General features: G+C 63.3%; 17 protein-coding genes. 6 read left to right on the top strand and 11 right to left on the bottom strand.

The annotated features are described in order from the left end of the window. Positions 1–116: 116 nt before the first annotated feature. Positions 117–1,580, bottom strand: coding sequence for a glyceraldehyde-3-phosphate dehydrogenase (locus ABE528_RS24690; RefSeq protein WP_152956385.1), 1,464 nt, complete (start codon positions 1,578–1,580; stop codon positions 117–119). Between the two features lie 168 nt (positions 1,581–1,748). On the opposite strand from ABE528_RS24690, the gene mfd reads away from it, so the two are divergent. Genes mfd through ABE528_RS24675 form a run of 3 tightly spaced genes read left to right on the top strand, consistent with a single transcriptional unit; the run spans position 1,749 to position 9,093 of the window. Continuing rightward, positions 1,749–5,198, top strand: a complete 3,450-nt coding sequence (gene mfd, locus ABE528_RS24685; protein WP_346654323.1) for a transcription-repair coupling factor — start codon at positions 1,749–1,751, stop codon at positions 5,196–5,198. A 9-nt stretch (positions 5,199–5,207) separates the two neighbouring features. Continuing rightward, the gene (locus ABE528_RS24680; protein WP_346654322.1) at positions 5,208–5,780 is read left to right on the top strand and encodes a CsiV family protein; all 573 of its coding nucleotides are present in this window, start codon (positions 5,208–5,210) and stop codon (positions 5,778–5,780) included. Between the two features lie 4 nt (positions 5,781–5,784). Then, positions 5,785–9,093: a DEAD/DEAH box helicase gene (locus tag ABE528_RS24675; RefSeq protein WP_346654321.1), complete on the top strand. Its 3,309-nt coding sequence runs from the start codon at positions 5,785–5,787 to the stop codon at positions 9,091–9,093. Between the two features lie 47 nt (positions 9,094–9,140). Here ABE528_RS24675 and nagZ read toward each other — a convergent pair whose 3' ends face one another. From nagZ to ABE528_RS24660, 3 genes are read right to left on the bottom strand one after another with little or no spacing between them, the layout of a single operon-like run. Then, a complete protein-coding gene (nagZ, locus tag ABE528_RS24670) occupies positions 9,141–10,139 on the bottom strand; it encodes a beta-N-acetylhexosaminidase (RefSeq protein WP_186601147.1) in 999 nt (332 codons plus the stop codon). 22 nt (positions 10,140–10,161) lie between these two features. After that, positions 10,162–10,686 (bottom strand): L,D-transpeptidase, encoded by a 525-nt coding sequence (locus ABE528_RS24665; protein ID WP_152956381.1) that lies wholly within the window; start codon positions 10,684–10,686, stop codon positions 10,162–10,164. Positions 10,687–10,726: 40 nt separating this feature from the next. Next, the gene (locus ABE528_RS24660; protein WP_346654320.1) at positions 10,727–11,434 is read right to left on the bottom strand and encodes a TetR/AcrR family transcriptional regulator; all 708 of its coding nucleotides are present in this window, start codon (positions 11,432–11,434) and stop codon (positions 10,727–10,729) included. A gap of 212 nt (positions 11,435–11,646) precedes the next feature. Here ABE528_RS24660 and lexA point away from each other — a divergent pair, with 212 nt between their 5' ends. Both lexA and sulA read left to right on the top strand, forming a co-directional pair. Next, a complete protein-coding gene (gene lexA / locus ABE528_RS24655) occupies positions 11,647–12,255 on the top strand; it encodes a transcriptional repressor LexA (protein ID WP_103449820.1) in 609 nt (202 codons plus the stop codon). A gap of 13 nt (positions 12,256–12,268) precedes the next feature. Then, a complete protein-coding gene (gene sulA / locus ABE528_RS24650; RefSeq protein WP_152956379.1) occupies positions 12,269–12,745 on the top strand; it encodes an SOS-induced cell division inhibitor SulA in 477 nt (158 codons plus the stop codon). 39 nt (positions 12,746–12,784) lie between these two features. On the opposite strand, the gene ABE528_RS24645 is transcribed toward sulA, so the two are convergent. The 7 genes from ABE528_RS24645 to ABE528_RS24615 all read right to left on the bottom strand — a co-directional run bounded on the left by ABE528_RS24645 (position 12,785) and on the right by ABE528_RS24615 (position 20,983). After that, a complete protein-coding gene (locus ABE528_RS24645; RefSeq protein WP_004376430.1) occupies positions 12,785–13,018 on the bottom strand; it encodes a hypothetical protein in 234 nt (77 codons plus the stop codon). A gap of 50 nt (positions 13,019–13,068) precedes the next feature. Then, positions 13,069–13,584 carry a DUF6586 family protein gene (locus tag ABE528_RS24640; protein WP_152956378.1) on the bottom strand — a complete coding sequence of 172 codons (516 nt, stop codon included), beginning with the start codon at positions 13,582–13,584 and terminating at the stop codon, positions 13,069–13,071. An 89-nt stretch (positions 13,585–13,673) separates the two neighbouring features. Further along, positions 13,674–16,286: a type I DNA topoisomerase gene (gene topA, locus ABE528_RS24635; RefSeq protein WP_346654319.1), complete on the bottom strand. Its 2,613-nt coding sequence runs from the start codon at positions 16,284–16,286 to the stop codon at positions 13,674–13,676. A gap of 100 nt (positions 16,287–16,386) precedes the next feature. Next, positions 16,387–16,638 carry a DUF1653 domain-containing protein gene (locus tag ABE528_RS24630; RefSeq protein WP_079227151.1) on the bottom strand — a complete coding sequence of 84 codons (252 nt, stop codon included), beginning with the start codon at positions 16,636–16,638 and terminating at the stop codon, positions 16,387–16,389. 79 nt (positions 16,639–16,717) lie between these two features. Next, positions 16,718–17,893, bottom strand: coding sequence for an acetyl-CoA C-acyltransferase FadA (fadA, locus tag ABE528_RS24625; protein ID WP_054883485.1), 1,176 nt, complete (start codon positions 17,891–17,893; stop codon positions 16,718–16,720). A gap of 31 nt (positions 17,894–17,924) precedes the next feature. Next, a complete protein-coding gene (gene fadB, locus ABE528_RS24620; protein WP_346654318.1) occupies positions 17,925–20,072 on the bottom strand; it encodes a fatty acid oxidation complex subunit alpha FadB in 2,148 nt (715 codons plus the stop codon). 473 nt (positions 20,073–20,545) lie between these two features. After that, positions 20,546–20,983 (bottom strand): hypothetical protein, encoded by a 438-nt coding sequence (locus tag ABE528_RS24615; protein WP_152956375.1) that lies wholly within the window; start codon positions 20,981–20,983, stop codon positions 20,546–20,548. A 110-nt stretch (positions 20,984–21,093) separates the two neighbouring features. Between ABE528_RS24615 and ABE528_RS24610 the strand changes: the two genes are divergently transcribed. Continuing rightward, complete coding sequence (locus ABE528_RS24610) at positions 21,094–21,534, top strand: universal stress protein (protein WP_346654317.1); 441 nt, start codon at positions 21,094–21,096, stop codon at positions 21,532–21,534. Positions 21,535–21,613 lie beyond the last annotated feature (79 nt).

Genomic DNA, 21,613 nt, shown 5'->3' with positions numbered 1-21,613 from the left:
GCTCTCGGTTGCCTGTGCGGGCCTTATCCGCGATGATGCCAGCACAGACAACACAAAATCTGGATAAAAAAACGGGAACCCGAAGGTTCCCGTTTTTTCATGCGCTTACAAGCGAATCAGCGTGGAAACGCTGGCGGGTTCACACCCGACATCTCTTCCATCACGCGAACGACCTGGCAGCTGTAACCGAATTCGTTGTCGTACCAGACGTACAGGACAACGCGGTTGTCGTTGGCGATGGTCGCCTCGGCATCCACCACACCGGCGTGGCGCGAACCTACGAAGTCGGTCGAAACCACTTCCTGCGAGCTGACGTAGTCGATCTGCTTGTGCAGTTCCGAGTGCATGGCGGTCTGGCGCAGGTACTCGTTGATCTCGTCGCGGGTGGTCGGATTCTCAAGGTTCAGGTTGAGAATGGCCATCGAAACGTTCGGCGTCGGAACGCGAATGGCGTTGCCGGTCAGCTTGCCTTTCAGCACTGGCAGTGCCTTGGCGGCAGCGGTGGCAGCGCCGGTTTCGGTGATGACCATGTTCAGCGGCGCGGCACGACCACGGCGGCTGCCCTTGTGGAAGTTGTCGATCAGGTTCTGGTCGTTGGTGAACGAGTGAACGGTTTCGACGTGGCCGTTGACGATGCCGTACTTGTCGTTGATGGCCTTGAGCACCGGCACGATGGCGTTGGTGGTGCACGAAGCTGCCGAGATGATCTTGTCATCGGCAGTGATGTCGCCATGGTTGATGCCGTGCACGATGTTCTTCAGCGCGCCCTTGCCAGGTGCGGTGAGGATCACGCGGGCAGCGCCCGGGCAGGCCAGGTGCTGGCCCAGGCCGTCGGCATCACGCCATACACCGGTGTTGTCGACGATCAGCGCATTGTTGATGCCGTACTGGGTGTAGTCGACTTCGCTCGGGCTCTTGGCGTAGATGATCTGGATCAGGTTGCCGTTGGCAGTGAGGGTGTTGTTGGCTTCGTCGATGGTGATGGTGCCATCGAACGGGCCATGCACCGAGTCACGGCGCAGCAGGCTGGCACGCTTGACCAGGTCGTTCTCGGCGCCTTTGCGCACGACGATGGCACGCAGGCGCAGGCCGTCGCCGCCACCGGTCTTCTCGATCAGGATGCGCGCCAGCAGGCGGCCTATGCGGCCGAAGCCGTACAGGACGACGTCGGTACCCTTGCGGGCCGAAACGTTCTGCTGGCCAACCACGTCGGCCAGCTCCTCACGGACGAACTGCTCGGCAGTGCGGCCATTGCCTTCCTGCTTGAACTTGTTGGCCAGCTTGCCCAGGTCGACCGAAGCGGCGCCCAGTTTCAGCTCGCTCATGGCCTTGAGCAGGGGGAATGTCTCGTGTACGGACAGTTCGGTCTCGTCGGTCTGACGGTGACGCGCAAAGCGGTGGGCTTTGAGGATCGAGATAACCGAACGGTTGATCAGGCTGCGGCCATAAATCGAGCTCACCACATTGTTGTTGCGGTAGAGCTGACCGATAAGCGGGATCATCGCTTCAGCCAGAGCTTCACGATCGATCCACTCACCAAGACACTGGTCGGGCTTCTGAGTCACGGGAACCTTCCACATGTAGGGACAGAAAAAAGGGGCTACATTATGACGCCCCTGCGCGTAACCGGCAATGAGCGCCTGTCGCCGATGGCAAAGCCCGCTGTTCATGGCCTGTGAAGCCTGACAGCAGGCACCGTCACCGGTACAATCGATCTCTTTGCCGCAACGCTTGGAGTGCAATCTCCCGTGTCAGTTCTGCGCCTTCCGCACATGTCGGCCACGGCCGGCAAACAAACCTGGGGCAACCTGCCCGGTGCCGCCCTCAGCCTGGCCATCGCCGAGGCCGCCAGCAGCGCGGGCCGCTTCACCCTGCTGCTGACCGCCGACAGCCAGGCGGCCGATCGTCTGGAACAGGAACTTCGCTTCTTTGCCCCGGACCTGCCGGTGCTGCCGTTTCCCGATTGGGAAACCCTGCCCTACGACCTGTTCTCGCCGCACCAGGACATCATTTCCCAGCGCATCGCCAGCCTCTACCGGCTGCCGGAGCTGAGCCATGGCATTCTGGTCGTGCCGATCACCACCGCCCTGCACCGCCTGGCCCCCACGCGCTTCCTGCTGGGCAGCAGCCTGGTGCTGGACGTGGGCCAGACCATCGACGTCGAGCAGATGCGCACGCGCCTGGAAGCCACTGGCTACCGCTGCGTCGACACGGTCTACGAGCATGGTGAGTTCGCCGTGCGTGGCGCGCTGATCGACCTGTTCCCGATGGGCAGCAAGCTGCCTTATCGCATCGACCTGTTCGATGACGAGATCGAGACCCTGCGCACCTTCGACCCGGAGACCCAGCGTTCGATCGACAAGGTCGACTCGATCCGCCTGCTGCCGGCGCGCGAGTTCCCCATGCAGAAGGAAGAGGTGACCCGCTTCAAGGCGCGCTTCCGTGAGCGCTTCGATGTCGACTTCCGCCGCAGCGCGATCTTCCAGGACCTGGCCAGCGGCATCATCCCCGCTGGCATCGAGTACTACCTGCCACTGTTCTTCGAAGAAACCTCGACGCTGTTCGACTACCTGCCCGCCGACACCCAGGTGTTCTCGCTGCCAGGCGTCGAGCAGGCTGCCGAACACTTCTGGAACGACGTGCGCGGGCGCTATGAAGAGCGCCGCGGCGACCTGAGCCGCCCGCTGCTGCCGCCGGCCGAACTGTTCCTGCCGGTAGAAGACTGCTTCGCCCAGCTCAAGCAGTGGCCGCGGGTGGTGGTCAGCGCCGACGACCTGGAAGCCGGTGCCGGCCGCGAACGCTTCCCCGCCCGCGCCCTGCCCAACCTGGCCATCGAAGCCAAGGCCAACCAGCCACTGGCGGCGCTGGCCGAGTTCCTCGACCAGTTCAGCGGCCGTGTGCTGTTCACCGCCGAATCGGCGGGCCGCCGCGAGGTGCTGCTGGAGCTGCTCGAACGCCTCAAGCTGCGCCCGCAGACAGTCGACAGCTGGGCCGATTTCATTACCGGCCGCGAGCGCCTGGCGATCACCATTGCCCCGCTTGACGACGGCTTGCTGCTGGAAGACCCGGCCGTCGCCCTGGTCGCCGAGAGCCCGCTGTTCGGCCAGCGCGTGATGCAGCGCCGGCGCCGTGAAAAACGCGGCGAGGCAGCCAACGACGCGGTCATCAAGAACCTCACCGAGCTGCGTGAAGGCGCGCCGGTAGTGCATATCGACCATGGCGTGGGCCGTTACCTGGGCCTGGCCACCCTGGAAATCGACGGCCAGGCCGCCGAATTCCTCACCCTGGAATACGCCGAGGGCGCCAAGCTCTACGTGCCGGTGGCCAACCTGCACCTGATTGCCCGCTACACCGGCAGCGATGACGCCCTGGCGCCGCTGCACCGGCTGGGCTCCGAAGCCTGGCAGAAAGCCAAGCGCAAGGCTGCCGAACAGGTCCGCGACGTGGCGGCCGAGCTGCTCGACATCTATGCCCGCCGCGCCGCGCGCAAGGGCTATGCGTTTGCCGACCCGGCCGCCGATTACGCCACCTTCAGCGCAGGCTTCCCGTTCGAGGAAACCCCTGACCAGCAAGCGGCGATCGAGGCCGTGCGGGTCGACATGCTCGCCCCCAAGCCGATGGACCGCCTGGTGTGCGGCGACGTCGGCTTCGGCAAGACCGAAGTGGCCATGCGCGCAGCCTTCATCGCCGTGCACAGTGGCCGCCAGGTGGCGGTGCTGGTGCCGACCACCCTGCTCGCCCAACAGCACTACAACAGCTTCCGCGACCGCTTTGCCGAATGGCCGGTGAAGGTCGAGGTGATGAGCCGCTTCAAGTCGGCCAAGGAAGTGGCCGCCGCCGCCGCCGACCTCGCCGAAGGCAAGATCGACATCCTCATCGGCACCCACAAGCTGCTGCAGGATGACGTGCGCTTCAAGGACCTGGGCCTGGCCATCATCGACGAGGAACACCGTTTCGGCGTGCGCCAGAAGGAGCAGCTCAAGGCCCTGCGCAGCGAAGTGGACATCCTCACCCTGACCGCCACGCCGATCCCGCGCACGCTGAACATGGCGGTGGCGGGCATGCGTGACCTGTCGATCATCGCCACCCCGCCGGCGCGGCGCCTGTCGGTGCGCACCTTCGTCATGGAGCAGAACAAGAGCACGGTCAAGGAAGCGCTGCTGCGTGAACTGCTGCGCGGCGGCCAGGTGTACTACCTGCACAACGATGTGAAAACCATCGAGAAGTGCGCCGCCGAACTGGCCGAACTGGTCCCGGAAGCGCGTATCGGCATCGGCCACGGGCAGATGCGCGAGCGCGAACTGGAACAGGTGATGAGCGACTTCTACCACAAGCGCTTCAACGTGCTGATTGCCTCGACCATCATCGAGACCGGCATCGACGTGCCCAGTGCCAACACCATCGTCATCGAGCGCGCCGACAAGTTCGGCCTGGCCCAGCTGCACCAGCTGCGTGGCCGGGTTGGCCGTAGCCACCACCAGGCCTACGCCTACCTGCTGACGCCGCAGCGGCAGAAGATCAGCGCCGACGCCGAAAAACGCCTGGAAGCCATCGCCAACACCCAGGACCTCGGTGCCGGCTTCGTGCTGGCCACCAACGACCTGGAAATCCGCGGCGCCGGCGAGCTGCTTGGCGAAGGCCAGAGCGGGCAGATCCAGGCCGTGGGTTTCACCCTGTACATGGAAATGCTCGAACGTGCGGTCAAGGCCATCCGCAAGGGTACCCAGCCAAACCTCGAGCAGCCGCTGGGTGGCGGCCCGGAGATCAACCTGCGCCTGCCGGCGCTGATCCCCGAGGACTACCTGCCCGACGTGCATGCCCGTCTGATCCTCTACAAGCGCATCGCCTCGGCGGCCGACGAAGAAGGCCTCAAGGACCTGCAAGTGGAGATGATCGACCGTTTCGGCCTGCTGCCCGAGCCGACCAAGAACCTCATGCGCCTGACCCAGCTCAAGCTGCAGGCGGAAGCCCTCGGCATCAAGAAAGTCGACGCCGGCCCCAACGGCGGCAAGCTCGAATTCGAGGCCGAGACCCCGGTCGACCCGCTGACCCTGATCAAGCTGATCCAGGGCCAGCCCAAACGCTACAAGTTCGAAGGCGCCACGCAGTTCCGTTTCCTGGTACCGATGGAACGCCCCGAAGAACGCTTCAATACCCTGGAGGCGCTGTTCGAGCGCCTGACCCCACAGCCTGCCTAAGGAAGATCCATGCGTGCCATCCGTTGCCTGACCCTGCTGCTCGCGCTGTTCGCGCCAGCCGCCTTTGCCGAAGGGATGTATCAGGTGGAAATGATTCTGGTGCGGCAGAACAGCGTGCCCGCCTTCACCAGCCCGTTCGCCCCGGAAGACTGGAGCGCGGGCGCCCCGCGCCTGGACAAAGGTGCCGAACGCCCGCTGGCGCTGCAGGACGAAGCCACCCGGCTGCAGGCCACCGCCGACTACACCGTGCTGCTGCACAAGGCCTGGCAACAGCCAGTCAGCAGCGACACCAGCCGCATCGCCCTGGGCGCCGGCACCGAGCAGTTCGGCCACTTCCCCATCGAGGGCAACCTGGGCATCACCGCTGGCCGCTTCATCGGCGTAGAAGCCAACTTCTGGGTCAACCAGCTCGACAGCAACGGTAACGTGCTGCAAAGCGAGCAGTTCAAGCAGAGCAACAGCAACATGAAAGGCGGCCAGCTGACCTTCCTCGATGGCGGCCACCTGGCCCTGCTGCTGAAGGTCACGCCACCGGGCACGCCGAAGATGCCAGTGATGGACCCGGAGATGATGGAGCAGTGATGCAATGAGCCGTGACGCTCTCCAGCTGCTGCGCGAGTACCCGAACTGGACCCAGTCGTTCACCGAACCGGTCCTGCAGCGCGGCGAGCGTTACGCCCGGGAAAACCGGGTAGAGATCGTACACTGCAGCGGCCCGCTCATCGAAGCCACCTGCCGTGGCAGCGAGGGCAGCCCCTATCGGCAGAAGATCACCCTCACCGCCCTGGCTGGCCGCTGCCACGTACGCGGTCAGTGCAGCTGCCCGGTGGGTCAGAACTGCAAGCATTGCGCCGCCGCCTTGTTCGTCTTGAGCGAACCACAGGCAGCGGCGAAAAATGCTGGCGACGCACTGCCGGCCAACCTGCAGCGCTGGCTCAAAGGCCTTGAGCAACCCACCCCGCAATCCGCCGAAGCAGAAGACAAACGCGGGCGCATGGTTTGCTACCAGCTCAGGTTGACTGAAGAGCCCGGCTGCGCCCTGCGGGTACGCAAAGGCATGCGCGAAGAACAGGGCCTGCGCTTCAGCCGCGTGCAGTCACTGTACGAATTCCTCTACGAACCCCCGCGCTTCGTCAAGGAAGAAGACCTGCGCATCCTGCGCCTGCTTTCGGCACTGAATCAGACCTTTAGCCAGGACCGCGGCTACCAGCTCAAAGGCCGCGAAGGCGGTGAACTGTTCCAGCGCGCGCTGGACACCGGGCGCATGATCTGTGACGAGAACAAGCCGCTGCTGCGCGAGGGCCCCGCGCTTGCGGCCGAGTTCCGCTGGGTGCGACTGGATAACGGTCACTATCGCGGCATCTGGTATCACGGCGAAACACCGCTGAACTGCGTGATTGCGCTAATGCCACTTTACTATTTCGATCTTTCGGGCAGTGAAGTAGGCAAGATCGAGCACAGCCTCGATCCACACACTGCCCTGCAACTGACCATCGCTCCTGATGTCCCGGAACACCTCGTCGTGCCTCTCAGCCACAAGCTCAACGCCTTGAACCACCAACTCCCTACGCCGACAACGCTGGACGAACAGCTCATCGACGACCTGCAGCCCAAGCCGCATCTGACCCTCGGCAGCCTCGAGTTCAGCGCCTACATGCCCAAGACCGGGCGCATGCAACGGCAGATGCAGCACCGTGCCGCGCTGGCGTTCGACTACGATGGCCTGCGCGCCAGCGGCAACGACGACAAGCCGCTGGCCCGCCTGGTCGACGCCACCAGCCAGCGCATCCGCCGCCAGCCCCAGGCCGAGCAGGCACTGCGCAAGGTGCTGCGTGACTTCGGTTTCAAGCCCGCCACCCGGCAGAGCAAGGCCCTGCCCGACAGCGCGGGCGAGATGCTCCAGCTGCCCGACGACGAGGCCTGGCTGCGCTTTGCCCGCGACGGCTTGCCACGCTTGCGCGAGGCCGGCTGGGACATCGACATCCACCGCGACTTCGCCTTCAACCTGCAGGACGTGGACGACTGGTACGCCAGCATCGACGAAGCGCCTGGGCATGAATGGTTCGACCTGGAGCTGGGCATCGTGGTCGAGGGCCAGCGCCATAGCCTGCTGCCGATCGTGCTGCAACTGCTGCGCAGCAACCCCGAGCTGTTGCGCCCCAGCGAGCTGGCGCGACGCAGCGACGACGAGCACCTGTTGATCGACCTCAATCGCGGCCGCCTGGACAGCCCGGCACTGCGCGTCGCCCTGCCCTACGGCCGCATCAAGGCAGTGATGGGCACCCTCGGCGAGCTGTACCTGCACGAGGACGCGGTCGGCCCGACCCTGCGCATGGACCGCGCCGACGCTGCGCGCCTGAACGACATTGAACACCTGCCGCTGCACTGGGAAGGCGGCGCCCATGTGCGCGACCTCGGCCGGCGCCTGCGCGATGCCCGCGACCTGCAGGTCGAAGTGCCGAGCGCGCTCAACGCCACCCTGCGCCCTTACCAGCAGCAAGGCCTGAACTGGCTGCAGGCGCTGCGCGAAATGGGCACCGGCGGCATCCTTGGCGATGACATGGGCCTGGGCAAGACCCTGCAGGCCCTGGCCCACCTGCTGCTGGAAAAACAGTCTGGTCGCCTGACCGCCCCGGCGCTGGCGGTGATGCCCACCAGCCTGGTGCCCAACTGGCTCGACGAAGCCCAACGTTTTGCCCCCGACCTGCGCGTGCTGGCCCTGCACGGCCCAGGCCGCAGCAAGCACTTCGCCAAGCTGCACGAATACGACCTGGTGCTCAGCACCTATGCCCTGGTGCCACGCGACCTGGAACACCTGCGCGCGCAAGCCTGGCATGTGCTGGTGCTGGACGAGGCGCAGAACATCAAGAGCAGCACCAGCAAGGCCGCCCTCGCCGTCTGCGAGCTGCAGGCCAACCAGCGCCTGTGCCTGACCGGCACGCCAATGGAAAACAACCTGGGCGAGCTGTGGTCGATCTTCCACTTCCTCATGCCTGGCTGGCTGGGTGACGTGAAACGCTTCAACCAGGATTACCGCACCCCGATCGAGCGCCACGGCGACGCCGAGCGCCTGGCCCACCTGGCCAGCCGGGTACGCCCTTTCCTGCTGCGCCGCACCAAGGAACAGGTGGCCACCGAGCTGCCGGCGAAGACTGAGATGGTGCACTGGGTCGAACTCAGCGACGCCCAGCGTGACACCTACGAGGCCGTGCGCGTGGCCATGGACAAGAAAGTCCGCGATGAAATCGCCCGCAATGGCGCGTCGCGCAGCCAGATCGTGATCCTCGACGCCCTGCTCAAGCTGCGCCAGGTATGCTGCGACCTGCGCCTGGTCAAAGGGGTCGAGACCAAGGGCAACCAGGCCGACAAGGGCAAGCTCGGCGCACTGCTGGAGATGCTTGAAGAACTGCTCAGCGAGGGGCGCCGAGTGCTGCTGTTCTCACAGTTCACTTCGATGCTGGCACTGATCGAGCAGGAGCTGGAAAAGCGCAAGATCCGCTACAGCCTGCTCACCGGCGATACCCGCGACCGGCGCACGCCGGTGCAGCAGTTCCAGCAGGGTGACAGCGAGGTGTTTCTGATCAGCCTCAAGGCCGGTGGCGTGGGGCTGAACCTCACCGCTGCGGACACCGTGATCCACTTTGACCCATGGTGGAACCCGGCCAGCGAGAACCAGGCGACCGACCGTGCCTACCGGATCGGCCAGGACAAGCCGGTGTTCGTGTTCAAGCTGATTACCCGGGGGACGGTGGAAGAGAAGATTCAGGTGCTGCAGCAGGAGAAGGCCGCGCTGGCGGCGAGCCTGCTCGATGGTGGGCAGGCGGGGCAGTGGCGGTTAGGCGATGAAGAGATCGAGGCGCTGTTTGCGCCCTTGCCTGGCAAACGAAGCCGTTAATCAGGACTGGCCTCTTCGCGGGTAAACCCGCGAATGGGCCAGTAAGGTCAATCGACCAGCTGTGCGTCCTTCAACGCCCCCAAGGCCTCCAGCCAACGCGGCTGCTGGCGGTAATCGGTACGCGCAAACCCACGCCCGCGCATCTGCGCAATGCGTGGCGAAGGCTTGACCTTCAAACGCTGCGCCGCCGTCAATGCCAGCTCCGCCGCCGCCCGGTCGTTGCACACCAGGCCCATGTCGCAACCGGCGCTCAACGCCGCCTCGATGCGATTGGCCGCATCACCCACCACATGTGCGCCGGCCATGGACAGGTCATCACTGAAGATCACCCCGTCGAAGCCCAGCTCACCACGCAGGATGTCCTGCAGCCAGCGCCGCGAGAACCCGGCTGGCTGGTTGTCGACCTGCGGGTAGATGACATGCGCCGGCATCACCGCCGCCAGTTGCCCGCTGAGGCGGGAGAACGGCACCAGGTCCGCCTGGCGCAGTTGCTCAAGGCTGCGCTCGTCGGTAGGAATCGCCACGTGCGAATCTGCCTCGGCCCAGCCATGCCCCGGGAAGTGCTTGCCGCAGGCCGCCATGCCCGCCGCATTCATGCCGCGAATGAACGCCCCGGCCAGCTGCGTGGCACGCTCGGGGTTGCCTTCGAAGGCGCGGCTGCCGACCACTGCGCTGCGCTGGTGGTCAAGGTCGAGCACCGGGGCGAAGCTCAGGTCCAGGCCGACCGCCAATACTTCGGTCGCCATCAACCAGCCGCATTGCTCGGCCAGGTACTCAGCATTGGCATTATCAGCGATGGCGCGCATCGCCGGCAGGCGCACGAAGCCCTGGCGCAGGCGCTGCACGCGCCCGCCTTCCTGGTCGACCGCAAGGATCAGGTCGGGGCGGATGGCGCGGATCGATGCGCACAGTTCACGCACCTGGCGCGGGCTGTCGATGTTGCGGGCAAAGATGATCAGGCCGGCCACTTCCGGCTGGCGCAGGAGCTGGCGATCTTCGGCAGTCAGCCATTTACCGGCGATATCCACCATCAGGGAGCCTTGCAGGCTGGCGGTCATAGGCAATCCTTCATTGCAGATTCAGTGAAGCCCACTGGGGGCAGGCGGCCTCGTCGATGCGCACCGGGCAATGTGCCGGGACGCGCTCGAACAGGCCAAGCAGATCGGTGTTGCGCAAACGTATGCAGCCATGGGACAGCGGCACGCCCAAGGGTTCCGTGTCTGGCGTGCCGTGCAGATAGATGTAGCGGCGAAAGGTGTCAACGCTACCCAAGCGGTTGATACCCGGCTCGCAGCCGCTGAGCCAGAGGATGCGGGTCAGGATCCAGTCACGCCCAGGATGCTGCGCGTGCAGTGCCGGCGACCAGACCTCGCCAGTCCAGCGCCGGCCTTGCAGCACAGCATTGACTGGCAAGCCTGCGCCAATCCGCGCACGCACCTGGTGCAGCCCGCGCGGCGTGCAACCCGAGCCGTTGCGCTCGCCTGCACCATTGCGCGCAGTGGATACCGCAAGGCGCACGCGCAGCTGGCCCAGGGCAAAGCCGTAGAGGCGCTGGTCGGCGAGGGAAATGTGCAGGAAATCGAGGTCAGGCATGGGCGCTAGCTTAGCCGAAGCGCCCTGCCCCGCCCAGCCTTCAGGCCTTGGCGGTGGCGCTGCCGGTCTTGCTGCGCGGGCGCAGCTGGGCGCTGGCCATGGCGTTGTCGGTGACACCGCTGCCGGCACGCATGCCGGCGGCCAGGAACGGCACCATCAGGCGCATGACCTGCTCGATCGACGTGTTGATACCGAAATCGGTCTCGGCAATGGCGCGCAACGCCTTGATCCCCGACATGCTGAACGCCGCGGCACCGAGCATGAAGTGCACCCGCCAGAACAATTCCAGGGGTGGGATGCGCGGTGCGGCTTCGTTGACCAGCAGCATGTAGCGGCGGAACACCTTGCCGTACATGTCCTCGAGGTAGCGCCGCAGGTGGCCCTGGCTCTGACTGAAGGCCAAGCCCAGCAGGCGCATGAAGATCGACAGGTCGTTGTTGCTGCGCGGCTGCACGACCAGCGCCTGTTCCACCAGCATTTCCAGCAGTTCTTCAAGGCTGGGTTTCTGCTCAGGCTTGGCCTGACGCCGCTCCAGCTCGCGTTCGAGGCTGGCGCAGAACGGCCCGAGGAAGCGCGAGAAGACCGCCTGGATCAGGGCCTTTTTCGAGCCGAAATGGTAGTTGACCGCCGCGAGGTTGACCCCGGCCTTGCTGGTAATCAGCCGCAATGAGGTTTCCGCGAAGCCTCGTTCCGCGAACAGCTGCTCGGCAGCATCGAGGATGCGTTCAACGGTTTCAGATTGGGCCATCACTACTCCGCCAGACAGAGACAAACAGGTGTTTGAAACATACGTTTCAGGCCCGCTCATGTCAAGGCTCGGTGACCGGGCGGTCGCCATTTAAAAGCGCCAGACTGCAGGCTGCAAGCGTCATCCTGCGTATTTCCTGCTGCTTTGTGCTTGCAGCCCATCCAGTACTGTATATAATTCCAGTCACTGTATAAAAAGACAGAGCGCCTGCCATGTTGAAACTGACGCCACGCCAAGCCGAGATCCTGGCCTTCATCAAACGCTGCCTCGAAGACAACGGCTTCCCACCGACGCGTGCGGAAATCGCTCAGGAGCTGGGCTTCAAGTCGCCGAACGCCGCCGAGGAGCACCTCAAGGCCCTCGCCCGCAAAGGCGCGATCGAAATGACCCCGGGCGCTTCCCGAGGCATCCGTATCCCAGGCTTTGAAGCCAAGGCCGAAGAAAACGGCTTGCCGATCATTGGCCGAGTCGCAGCGGGTGCCCCTATCCTCGCCGAGCAGCACATCGAGCAATCCTGCAACATCAACCCGACCTTCTTCCACCCCCCTGCCGACTATTTGTTGCGCGTGCACGGCATGAGCATGAAGGACGTCGGCATCTTCGACGGCGATCTGCTGGCAGTGCACACCTGCCGTGAAGCCCGTAATGGCCAGATCGTCGTCGCCCGCATCGGCGACGAAGTGACCGTCAAGCGCTTCAAGCGCGAAGGCAGCAAGGTCTGGCTGATCGCCGAAAACCCCGAGTTTGCCCCCATCGAAGTCGACCTGAAAGAACAGGAACTGGTGATTGAGGGTTTGAGTGTCGGCGTCATTCGCCGCTGATCCAGGAGGCGTCATGCAGCAGTCCATCCCAGCACATCAGCAGGTCCAGCTTCCGCTGTTCGAAGCGTTCCTCGCCCAGCCGGTACTGCCAGGCCTGAAGGCCAGCGAGCAGGCACGCAAGAGCAGCCATCCGGAGCTGTTCAGCGAACTGTCCCTGCGTGGCGCCCCCGAACACTGCCAGAGCCTGTTGGCGCCAGTATTGCGTGAGCTGAGCGAAGAGGAAGAAGCGCGCTGGCTGACGCTGATCGCCCCGCCCGCCAGCCTGACCCAGGCCTGGCTGCGCGATGCCGGGCTCAACCGCGAACGGATCCTGTTGCTGCAGCCCAGTGGCAATCAGAGCGCACTGCAACTGGCGTGCGAAGCACTGCGCCTGGGGCGCAGCCACACCGTGGTCAGCTGGCTTGGCAGCGTTAACGCTACCGCTCGCCAACAACTGCTACGCGCAGCCAGTGCCGGAAACGCACAAAGCCTGAACATCCGCCTCGGCTGATGTTCAGGCTTTGCCTGTGAAGCAGAGCAAGCGGACGCTTTAGTGCAGCACGCGCGGCCCTTCGTCGCGCTCCAGCTCACCATCCATCAGGCGACCTGCCATCTGCACACCAACGCTCAGCATGGCCTTGGCGACCTCGACATGCTGGCCCTGCAGGAACGCCTTGGCGTCTTCCGAGAAATCCAAGGTTACCAGGGAGCCTTCATCCTCGGCGCGACGCAGCTCGATACGGCCATCAGGCAACTCGACAATTTCAAGAAACGACGTAGACATATAGGGCAGTTCTCCACGAAAGGCCGTTAGTGTACCAGCCGTTGCGGCTATCAGCACTCACTCAACGCGTCGCGGAAACGTCTCACCAAGCCTTTAAGATTGTTGCGCCAACTTTCCAGCTCTTCCCTCGACAACGCAGGATGCTCGGGCTCATCGAGATTGACGGCCTGAATCAACGGCTGGGTGACGTCGGTCTTTGCTGCTTTTTTCGCGACCGGTGGTCGGAACAAATCGGCATAAGCACTGAGTAGTTGTGCCAACCAGGTTTCGCGCTGGCGAACCAGTTCGAGCATTTCGGCCACTTCAGGGATAGCGATGGTGTTCAGCGCATCGTCAGCGAGCGCCTGCTCGACCGACGCCACTACGGGCAGGCGGTAGAAACCACCGATTTCATGACACAGCCCCAGCAGCGCGCCGTACAGGTGAAACAGCGCCGACTCACGCTCGGCCTGGACCAGGCCCTGGGCGTTCATGGCCTGGCTCTGTTCGGCCTTGGCCATGGATTCGAGGGCCAGGCCGGCGAAGAACAGTTTCTGGTTGGTGCGGGTGTAGAGTTCCTGGGCCATTTCGAATGACCTCCCGTTAGGCTGCAGGCGAATAACTGCATCATAAATGATTGGGGCCGCGAAGCGGCCCCAATTACAGCACTGAAGGATCAGCGCTTGTCTTCAACCTTCCACGCACCACCGTCGTAGAACGCCTTCCAGCCAGTCGGCTTGCCATCGACCTCGGACTGCACGTACTGCTCCTTGGTCTTGCGGCTGTAACGAATCACCGCCGGGCGCCCTTCCGGGTCTTTCTGCGGCGCATCGCACAGGAAGTGGTACTTCGGATCGATCTCATGCTTGTGCGGCACGATCTCCAGCACCAGCGGTGCGCGGGTCTCGCGGTTTTTCGGGAACTGGCTGGCAGCCAGGAACAGCCCCGATGCGCCGTCACGCAACACGTAGGTGTCGTCGACCTTCTCGCACTTGAGCTCCGGCATCTCCACCTTGTCCATCTTCGGCGGCGCCGCCTCACCGCTCTTGAGCAGTTTGCGGGTGTTCTTGCACGCCGGGTTGGTGCAACCGAAGAACTTGCCGAAACGGCCCGTCTTGAGCTGCATTTCGCTACCGCACTTGTCGCACTCCAGGCTCGGCCCTTCGTAGCCCTTGATGCGGTAGTTGCCCTCTTCGATCTCGTAGCCGGCGCAATCCGGGTTGTTACCGCAGATGTGCAGCTTGTGCTTTTCGTCCAGCAGGTAGGCATCCATCGCCGTGGCACAGATCGGGCAGCGGTGCTTGCCCAACAATACGCGCGATTCCGACTCACCCTCGTCGTCCGCGGCAATCTCGTCACCCGGCACCAGGTTCACGGTGGCCTTGCAGCGCTCTTTCGGCGGCAGGCTGTAACCCGAGCAACCGAGGAATACACCCGTGGAAGCGGTGCGGATCATCATCGGCCGGCCACATTCCTTGCACGGAATGTTGGTCATGGTCGGCTGGTTGGCACGCATGCCGCTTTCGGCTGACTCCGCGGTGAGCAATTTCTTGCTGAAGTCGCCGTAGAACTCGTCGAGCACGTTCTTCCAGTCACGTTCGCCCTGGGCCACGTCATCGAGGTTCTCTTCCATGCCGGCGGTGAAGCCGTAGTCCATCAGGTTGGAGAAGCTTTCCGACAGGCGCTCGGTGACGATATCGCCCATCTTCTCGGAGTAGAAGCGGCGGTTGTGCAGGGTGACGTAACCGCGGTCCTGGATGGTGGAAATGATCGCCGCGTAGGTCGACGGGCGGCCGATACCGCGCTTTTCCATTTCCTTGACCAGGCTGGCTTCGGTGAAGCGCGCCGGCGGCTTGGTGAAGTGCTGGCTCGGGTCGAGCTGGATCAGCTTGAGCGCTTCGCCCTGGGCCATTTCTGGCAGCACATCGTCTTCGCCCGGCTTGCTCTGCTGTGGCAGCACGCGGGTGTAACCGTCGAACTTGAGGATGCGGCCCTTGGCACGCAGCTCGAAGTCGCCAGCGGCCACGGTGACACTGGTGGACAGGTATTGCGCCGGTGGCATCTGGCAGGCCAGGAACTGGCGCCAGATCAGCTCGTACAGGCGCTCTGCGTCCCGCTCCATGCCACTGAGCTTGGTCGGATGGGTATTGACGTCGGAAGGGCGAATCGCCTCGTGCGCCTCCTGGGCGCCTTCCTTGCTGCCATACACCAGCGGAGCTTCCGGCAGGTACTGCTTGCCGAACTCGCGCTCGATGTAGCTGCGCGCCATGTCGAGGGCGTCGGCCGACAGGTTGGTCGAGTCGGTACGCATGTAGGTGATGTAACCCGCTTCGTACAGACGCTGGGCCATCATCATGGTCTTCTTCACCCCGAAGCCCAGGCGGTTGCTCGCGGCCTGCTGCAGGGTGGAGGTGATGAACGGCGCCGACGGCTTGCTGCTGGTCGGGCGGTCTTCACGCTTGATCACGCTGTAGCTGGAAGCCTTGAGCTTCTCCAGCGCAGCCATGGCCGTGGCCTCGTTCAGCGGCTTGAAGGCTTCGCCCTTCTCGCGCGCTACTTCGAAGCGCACCTTGGCGTCCTTGGCGGTGCCGAGGTCGGCATGTACTTCCCAGTATTCTTCCGGGACGAAGGCACGGATCTCGCGCTCACGCTCGACCACCAGCTTCACCGCCACCGACTGCACACGGCCGGCAGACAGGCCACGGGCGATCTTGGCCCACAACAGCGGCGAGACCATGTAGCCCACCACGCGGTCGAGGAAGCGCCGCGCCTGCTGGGCGTTGACCCGGTCGATGTCCAGCTCGCCAGGCTGCGAGAACGCTTCCTGGATCGCCTTCTTGGTAATTTCGTTGAACACCACGCGCTTGTAGCGGGTGTCATCACCACCGATGGCTTCGCGCAGGTGCCAGGCAATGGCTTCCCCTTCGCGGTCCAAGTCGGTTGCGAGATAGATGGTGTCGGCATCCTTGGCCAGGCGGCGCAGCTCTTCGATCACCTTCTCCTTGCCGGGAAGGATCTCGTACTTGGCTTTCCAGCCGTGCTCGGGGTCGACCCCCATGCGCGCCACCAGCTGGCGACGGGCCTTCTCTTTCGGCGACAGCGCCGGAGCCTCACCCGCAGCAGCCTTGCCACGCTTGGCGGCCGGCTCTTTGCTTGCGCTGGCCGAACCGCTGGTGGGGAGGTCTCGGATATGGCCGATACTCGACTTCACCACGTACTGGTTGCCCAGGTACTTGTTGATGGTCTTGGCCTTGGCCGGGGATTCCACAATGACCAGCGATTTGCCCATGGATCGGAGTATTCCTGAATCTGAAGATGAAAAACGCGTCAGGTGCCGGACGCGGCACCGCTATATATAGTGGCAAAAGAGTGAGGTCAAGCGCGGTCGATCACGCTTGCGACTTGCCAGACAGCTCGGGCAGCCCTTCTTCGGCCTTGACCAAAGCAAAGCGCGGCACCTGCTCGCCGTCAACCTCGACGGACTCCTGGAACATCGCAAGGGGCCTCACCCAAAAACTGTAATCACCATACAGGCATTGGTAGAAGACCATCCACTCTTCGTTCTCGGAGTGCCGTGCAACACTGAAGACACGGTACTCAGGCCCTTTGTAATGCCGGTATACGCCTGGTTGTATCTGCATGTCGCCGTTCCTCTTGAAACAAATTCTGTAAAAAACAAAAACCGGGGCACAAGGCCCCGGCTGCTGTCCCGCTACGCGATCAGACGCGTTCGAAGACAGTGGTGATACCTTGACCGAGGCCGACGCACATGGTCGCCACCCCCAGGGTACCGCCGTTCTGCTTCATGACGTTGAGCAGGGTGCCGGAAATCCGTGCACCGGAGCAACCGAACGGGTGGCCCAAAGCGATGGCGCCGCCGTGCAGGTTAACCTTCTCATCCATCTTGTCGAGCACTTTCAAGTCTTTGAGCACTGGCAGGGCCTGTGCGGCGAAGGCTTCGTTGAGCTCGATGAAGTCGATATCGGCCATGGTCAGGCCGGCGCGCTTGAGGGCTTTCTGGGTCGATGGCACCGGGCCGTAGCCCATGATTGCCGGGTCGACGCCGGCCACCGCCATCGAGCGGATGACCGCCAGCGGCTGGATGCCCAGGTCCATGGCACGCTGGCCAGACATGACGATCATGCACGAAGCACCGTCGGTGATCTGCGACGAAGTACCTGCAGTCACGGTGCCGCCTTTCGGGTTGAACGCCGGTTTCAGCGACGCCAGGCCCTCGAGGGTGGTTTCCGGGCGAATGGTCTCGTCGAAGTCGAAGACCTTCAGGAAACCGTTCTCGTCATAACCCTGCATCGGGATGATTTCATCCTTGAACTTGCCTTCGACCGTCGCCTTGTGGGCGAGCTGGTGCGAGCGCAGGCCGAACAGGTCCTGCTGCTCACGGCTGATGCCATGCATCTTGCCCAGCATCTCGGCGGTCAGGCCCATCATCCCGGACGCCTTGGCTGCGTGCAGCGACAGGTGCGGGTTAGGGTCGACGCCATGCATCATGCTGACGTGGCCCATGTGCTCGACGCCGCCGACCACGAACACATCGCCGTTGCCGGTCATGATCGCCTGGGCAGCGGTGTGCAGCGCGCTCATCGACGAGCCGCACAGGCGGCTGACGGTCTGGGCGGCCGAGGTGTGCGGGATCTGGGTCATCAGCGACGCCATGCGGGCAATGTTCCAGCCCTGCTCCAGGGTCTGGTTGACGCAGCCCCAGATCACGTCTTCGACTTCTTTCGGGTCGACCTTGCCGTTGCGTTCCAGCAGCTTGCTGATCAGGTGCGCGGACATGTCTTCGGCGCGGGTGTTGCGGTGCATGCCACCCTTGGAGCGGCCCATGGGGGTGCGACCGAAGTCGACAATCACCACGTCTCTTGGATTCAGGCTCATATCAAATCTCTCGCTCTAGCTCGTTGACCACTCAGTTGAAGAAGCGCTGGCCGTTCTTGGCCATTTCACGCAGCTTCGCGGTCGGGTGGTACAGCGGCCCAAGGTCGGCGTACTGGTCGGCCAGGGCAACGAATTCGGCCACACCGATCGAGTCGATGTAGCGCAACGCACCACCCCGGAATGGAGGGAAACCAATGCCGTAGACCAGGCCCATGTCGGCTTCGGCGGCGGTTTCGACGATGCCGTCTTCCAGGCAACGCACGGTCTCCAGGCACAGCGGCACCATCATCCAGTTGATGATGTCTTCGTCGGTCACTTCACGCTGTTCGAAGACGATCGGCTTGAGCACATCCAGCACGGTGGCATCGAAAACTTTCTTCGGCTTGCCGCGCTTGTCGGTCTCGTAGGCATAGAAGCCCTTGCCGTTCTTCTGGCCCAGGCGGTTGGCCTCGTACAGGGCGTCGACGGCCGAGCGGCGCTCGTCCTTCATGCGGTCCGGGAAGCCTTCGGCCATCACGTCACGACCATGGTGGCCGGTGTCGATGCCGACCACGTCCATCAGGTAGGCCGGGCCCATCGGCCAGCCGAACTTTTCCATGACCTTGTCGATGCGCACGAAATCGACGCCAGCGCTGACCAGCTTGGCGAAACCACCGAAGTACGGGAACAGCACACGGTTGACCAGGAAGCCCGGGCAGTCGTTGACCACGATCGGGTTCTTGCCCATCTTCTTGGCGTAGGCCACGGTGGTAGCGACGGCTACCTCACTGGACTTCTCGCCACGGATCACTTCCACCAGCGGCATCATGTGCACCGGGTTGAAGAAGTGCATGCCGACGAAGTTTTCCGGGCGCTTGAGCGCCTTGGCCAGCAGGTTGATGGAAATGGTCGAGGTGTTGGAGGCGAGGATCGCATCCGCTTTGACCTGGCCTTCCACTTCGGCCAGCACGGCCTGCTTGACCTTCGGGTTCTCGACCACGGCTTCGACGACGATGTCGACGTTGGCGAAGTCGCCGTACGACAGGGTCGGGCGAATGGCGTTGAGCGCCTCGGCCATTTTCGCCGGGGTCAGGCGACCTTTCTCGACGCGGTTGCCGAGCAGCTTGGAGGCCTCGTTCAGGCCCAGCTGGATGGCTTCCTCGCGGATGTCCTTCATCAGGATCGGGGTGCCTTTGACCGCCGACTGGTAGGCGATACCGCCACCCATGATGCCAGCGCCGAGTACGGCGGCCTGCTTCACGTCGTGGGCGATTTCGTCATGCGCCTTGGCCTTGCGCTTGAGCTCCTGGTCATTCAGGAACAGGCCGATCAGGCTTTCGGCAACCGAGGTCTTGGCCAGCTTGGCGAAGCCGGCAGCCTCGACTTCCAGGGCCTTGTCGCGGCCGAAGTTGGCGGCCTTCTGGATGGTCTTGATGGCTTCGACCGGCGCCGGGTAGTTCGGGCCGGCCTGGCCTGCGACGAAGCCCTTGGCGGTCTCGAAGGCCATCATCTGCTCGATGGCGTTGAGCTTGAGCTTTTCCAGCTTGGGCTGGCGCTTGGCCTTGTAGTCCAGCTCGCCGCTGATGGCGCGCTTGATCAGGTCCAGCGCACCGGCCAGCAGCAGCTCAGGGGCGACCACGGCATCGACGGCACCGACTTTCAAGGCGTCTTCGGCACGGTTTTCCTTGCCGGCGGCGATCCACTCGATAGCGTTGTCCGAGCCGATCAGGCGCGGCAGGCGCACGGTGCCGCCGAAGCCTGGGTAGATGCCCAGCTTGACTTCCGGCAGGCCGATCTTGGCGTTGGTGGACATGACTCGGTAGTCGGCTGCCAGGCACATTTCCAGGCCGCCGCCCAGGGCGATGCCATTGATGGCCGCCACGGTCGGTACTTCGAGGTCTTCGAAGGCGTTGAAGATGCGGTTGGCTTCCAGGTTGCCGGCAACCAGTTCGGCCTCGGGCAGCTTGAAGTTGTCGACGAACTCGGTGATGTCGGCGCCGACGATGAACACGTCCTTGCCACTGCTGACGATCACGCCTTTCACCGAGGCGTCGGCCTTGATGGCGTCGACGGCCTGGCGCAGCTCGTCCAGGGTCAGGCGATTGAACTTGTTGACGGACTCACCCTTGAGGTCGAACTTCAGTTCGACGATGCCGCTTTCAAGAGCCTTAACCGTGATGGCTTTACCTTCGTAAATCATCAACTGATCTCCACGATATGGAAGCTGAACTGTACACGCCGATCGCTGGTGGAAGAGTAGGCCTTGCCGCCCTTGCCCCAGGCACACCCGTCAGCGCGCTAGTCGGGATTCTGTATGAGCGGTATGACATACAAACGCTCAATTCATACGCCCGTTTGATTTGGGTATGCACACATTCTCCGAAAAGATCGGCGTTGTCAAATGCTCCCGAACGGGGTGAAAACGCGACTTTGCGGTCATTTTGTATCGCCAGAGTGCAAAACATGATGACAGTGATTACCGATCATTCATGTCAGCGATTGACCACAAGAGAACGGCCGGGGGCTGCATTTTTTTCATGCAACCGGCCAGGGAATGGCTACACTGCGACTGGATTGAAGAATTTCCCGGCCTGCCTGGCCTTTTCTGCACTGCAGAAACGACAAAGCGGCAACCTGGTAGCTACCGGGTTGCCGCTTTGTCGTTGCAGGGCATCAAGCGAGGGTGTCGAAGGCGTGGGCAATATCCTGCAATACAGATTCATCACCGCGCTCGCTCCAGTACAGGGCGATCATGCGCGTGTCGGCCTCGACCTTGTAGACTGTCTCCGGCAGGCGCGCGAAGACCTCGTTCAGGCGCGGCTCCTCGCACACTTCCTTCCACTTGTTCCACCAGACGCCAGGGCTGACCTGCCAGTAGCACCAGCTGTCTTCATGCCCGCGGCGGCGCCCGCGGTGGTACTGCGGGCACGGGCTCGGCGGCGGCTGCTCGAACCAGTGCGGCCACTGCTGCGGCGCCAGCTGCATGGCCAGACCCATACGCCGCGCCTCCAGGCGCAGGCTCATCTGCTGCCCCTGCTTGCGCGACAGGCGCAGCCAGGAAAGCGGGCTGAGAATCAGCGCAAGGATTGACACCACGAGCCATACCGTCATATCTGTAGATTCCATAAAGCGTTGCAAATGAGCGGGTTACTCAGTATTCACGGATGACCTGCCGGAAAGCGACCATACTTCTACTATCGCGATTGTCAGGAGTACAGCTCATGTCCTACGAACATCTTCTGGTCGCCGTCGACCTAACCGAAGAATGCGACCCGGTGATCAAGCGTGCCATGGCGCTGGCGGCACCGTCGAATGCCAAGGTCTCGCTGGTGCATATCGTCGAACCGATGGCCATGGCCTTTGGCGGCGACGTGCCGATGGACCTGTCGCAACTGCAACAGCAGCAGTTCGACCAGGCCAAGGAGCGCATGGAACGGTTGTTCAACAAGTACCCCGATATCAACCGTGGCGATTCGCACCTGACCTACGGCCAGCCGCGCCAGGAAATTCACCAGCTGGCCAAGGAACAGCATTGCGACCTGATCGTGGTCGGCAGCCATGGCCGACATGGCCTGGCATTGCTGCTGGGGTCCACTGCCAATGACGTGCTGCACGGGGCGCCGTGTGATGTGCTGGCGGTGCGCCTGCAGAAAAAAGAATGATTTAGCCTGTGCTGGCGCCGGTGTGGGGGGGGCCCCGACGGCCCCCCCACCACCAAAAACACCGAACAACAAAACCCCA

The sequence above is a fragment of the Pseudomonas sp. TWI628 genome (assembly GCF_039673865.1).
Taxonomy (GTDB): Bacteria; Pseudomonadota; Gammaproteobacteria; order Pseudomonadales; family Pseudomonadaceae; genus Aquipseudomonas.
The sequence above is the reverse complement of the archived record's forward strand: the minus strand, read 5'-3'. Positions and strand labels throughout refer to the sequence as shown.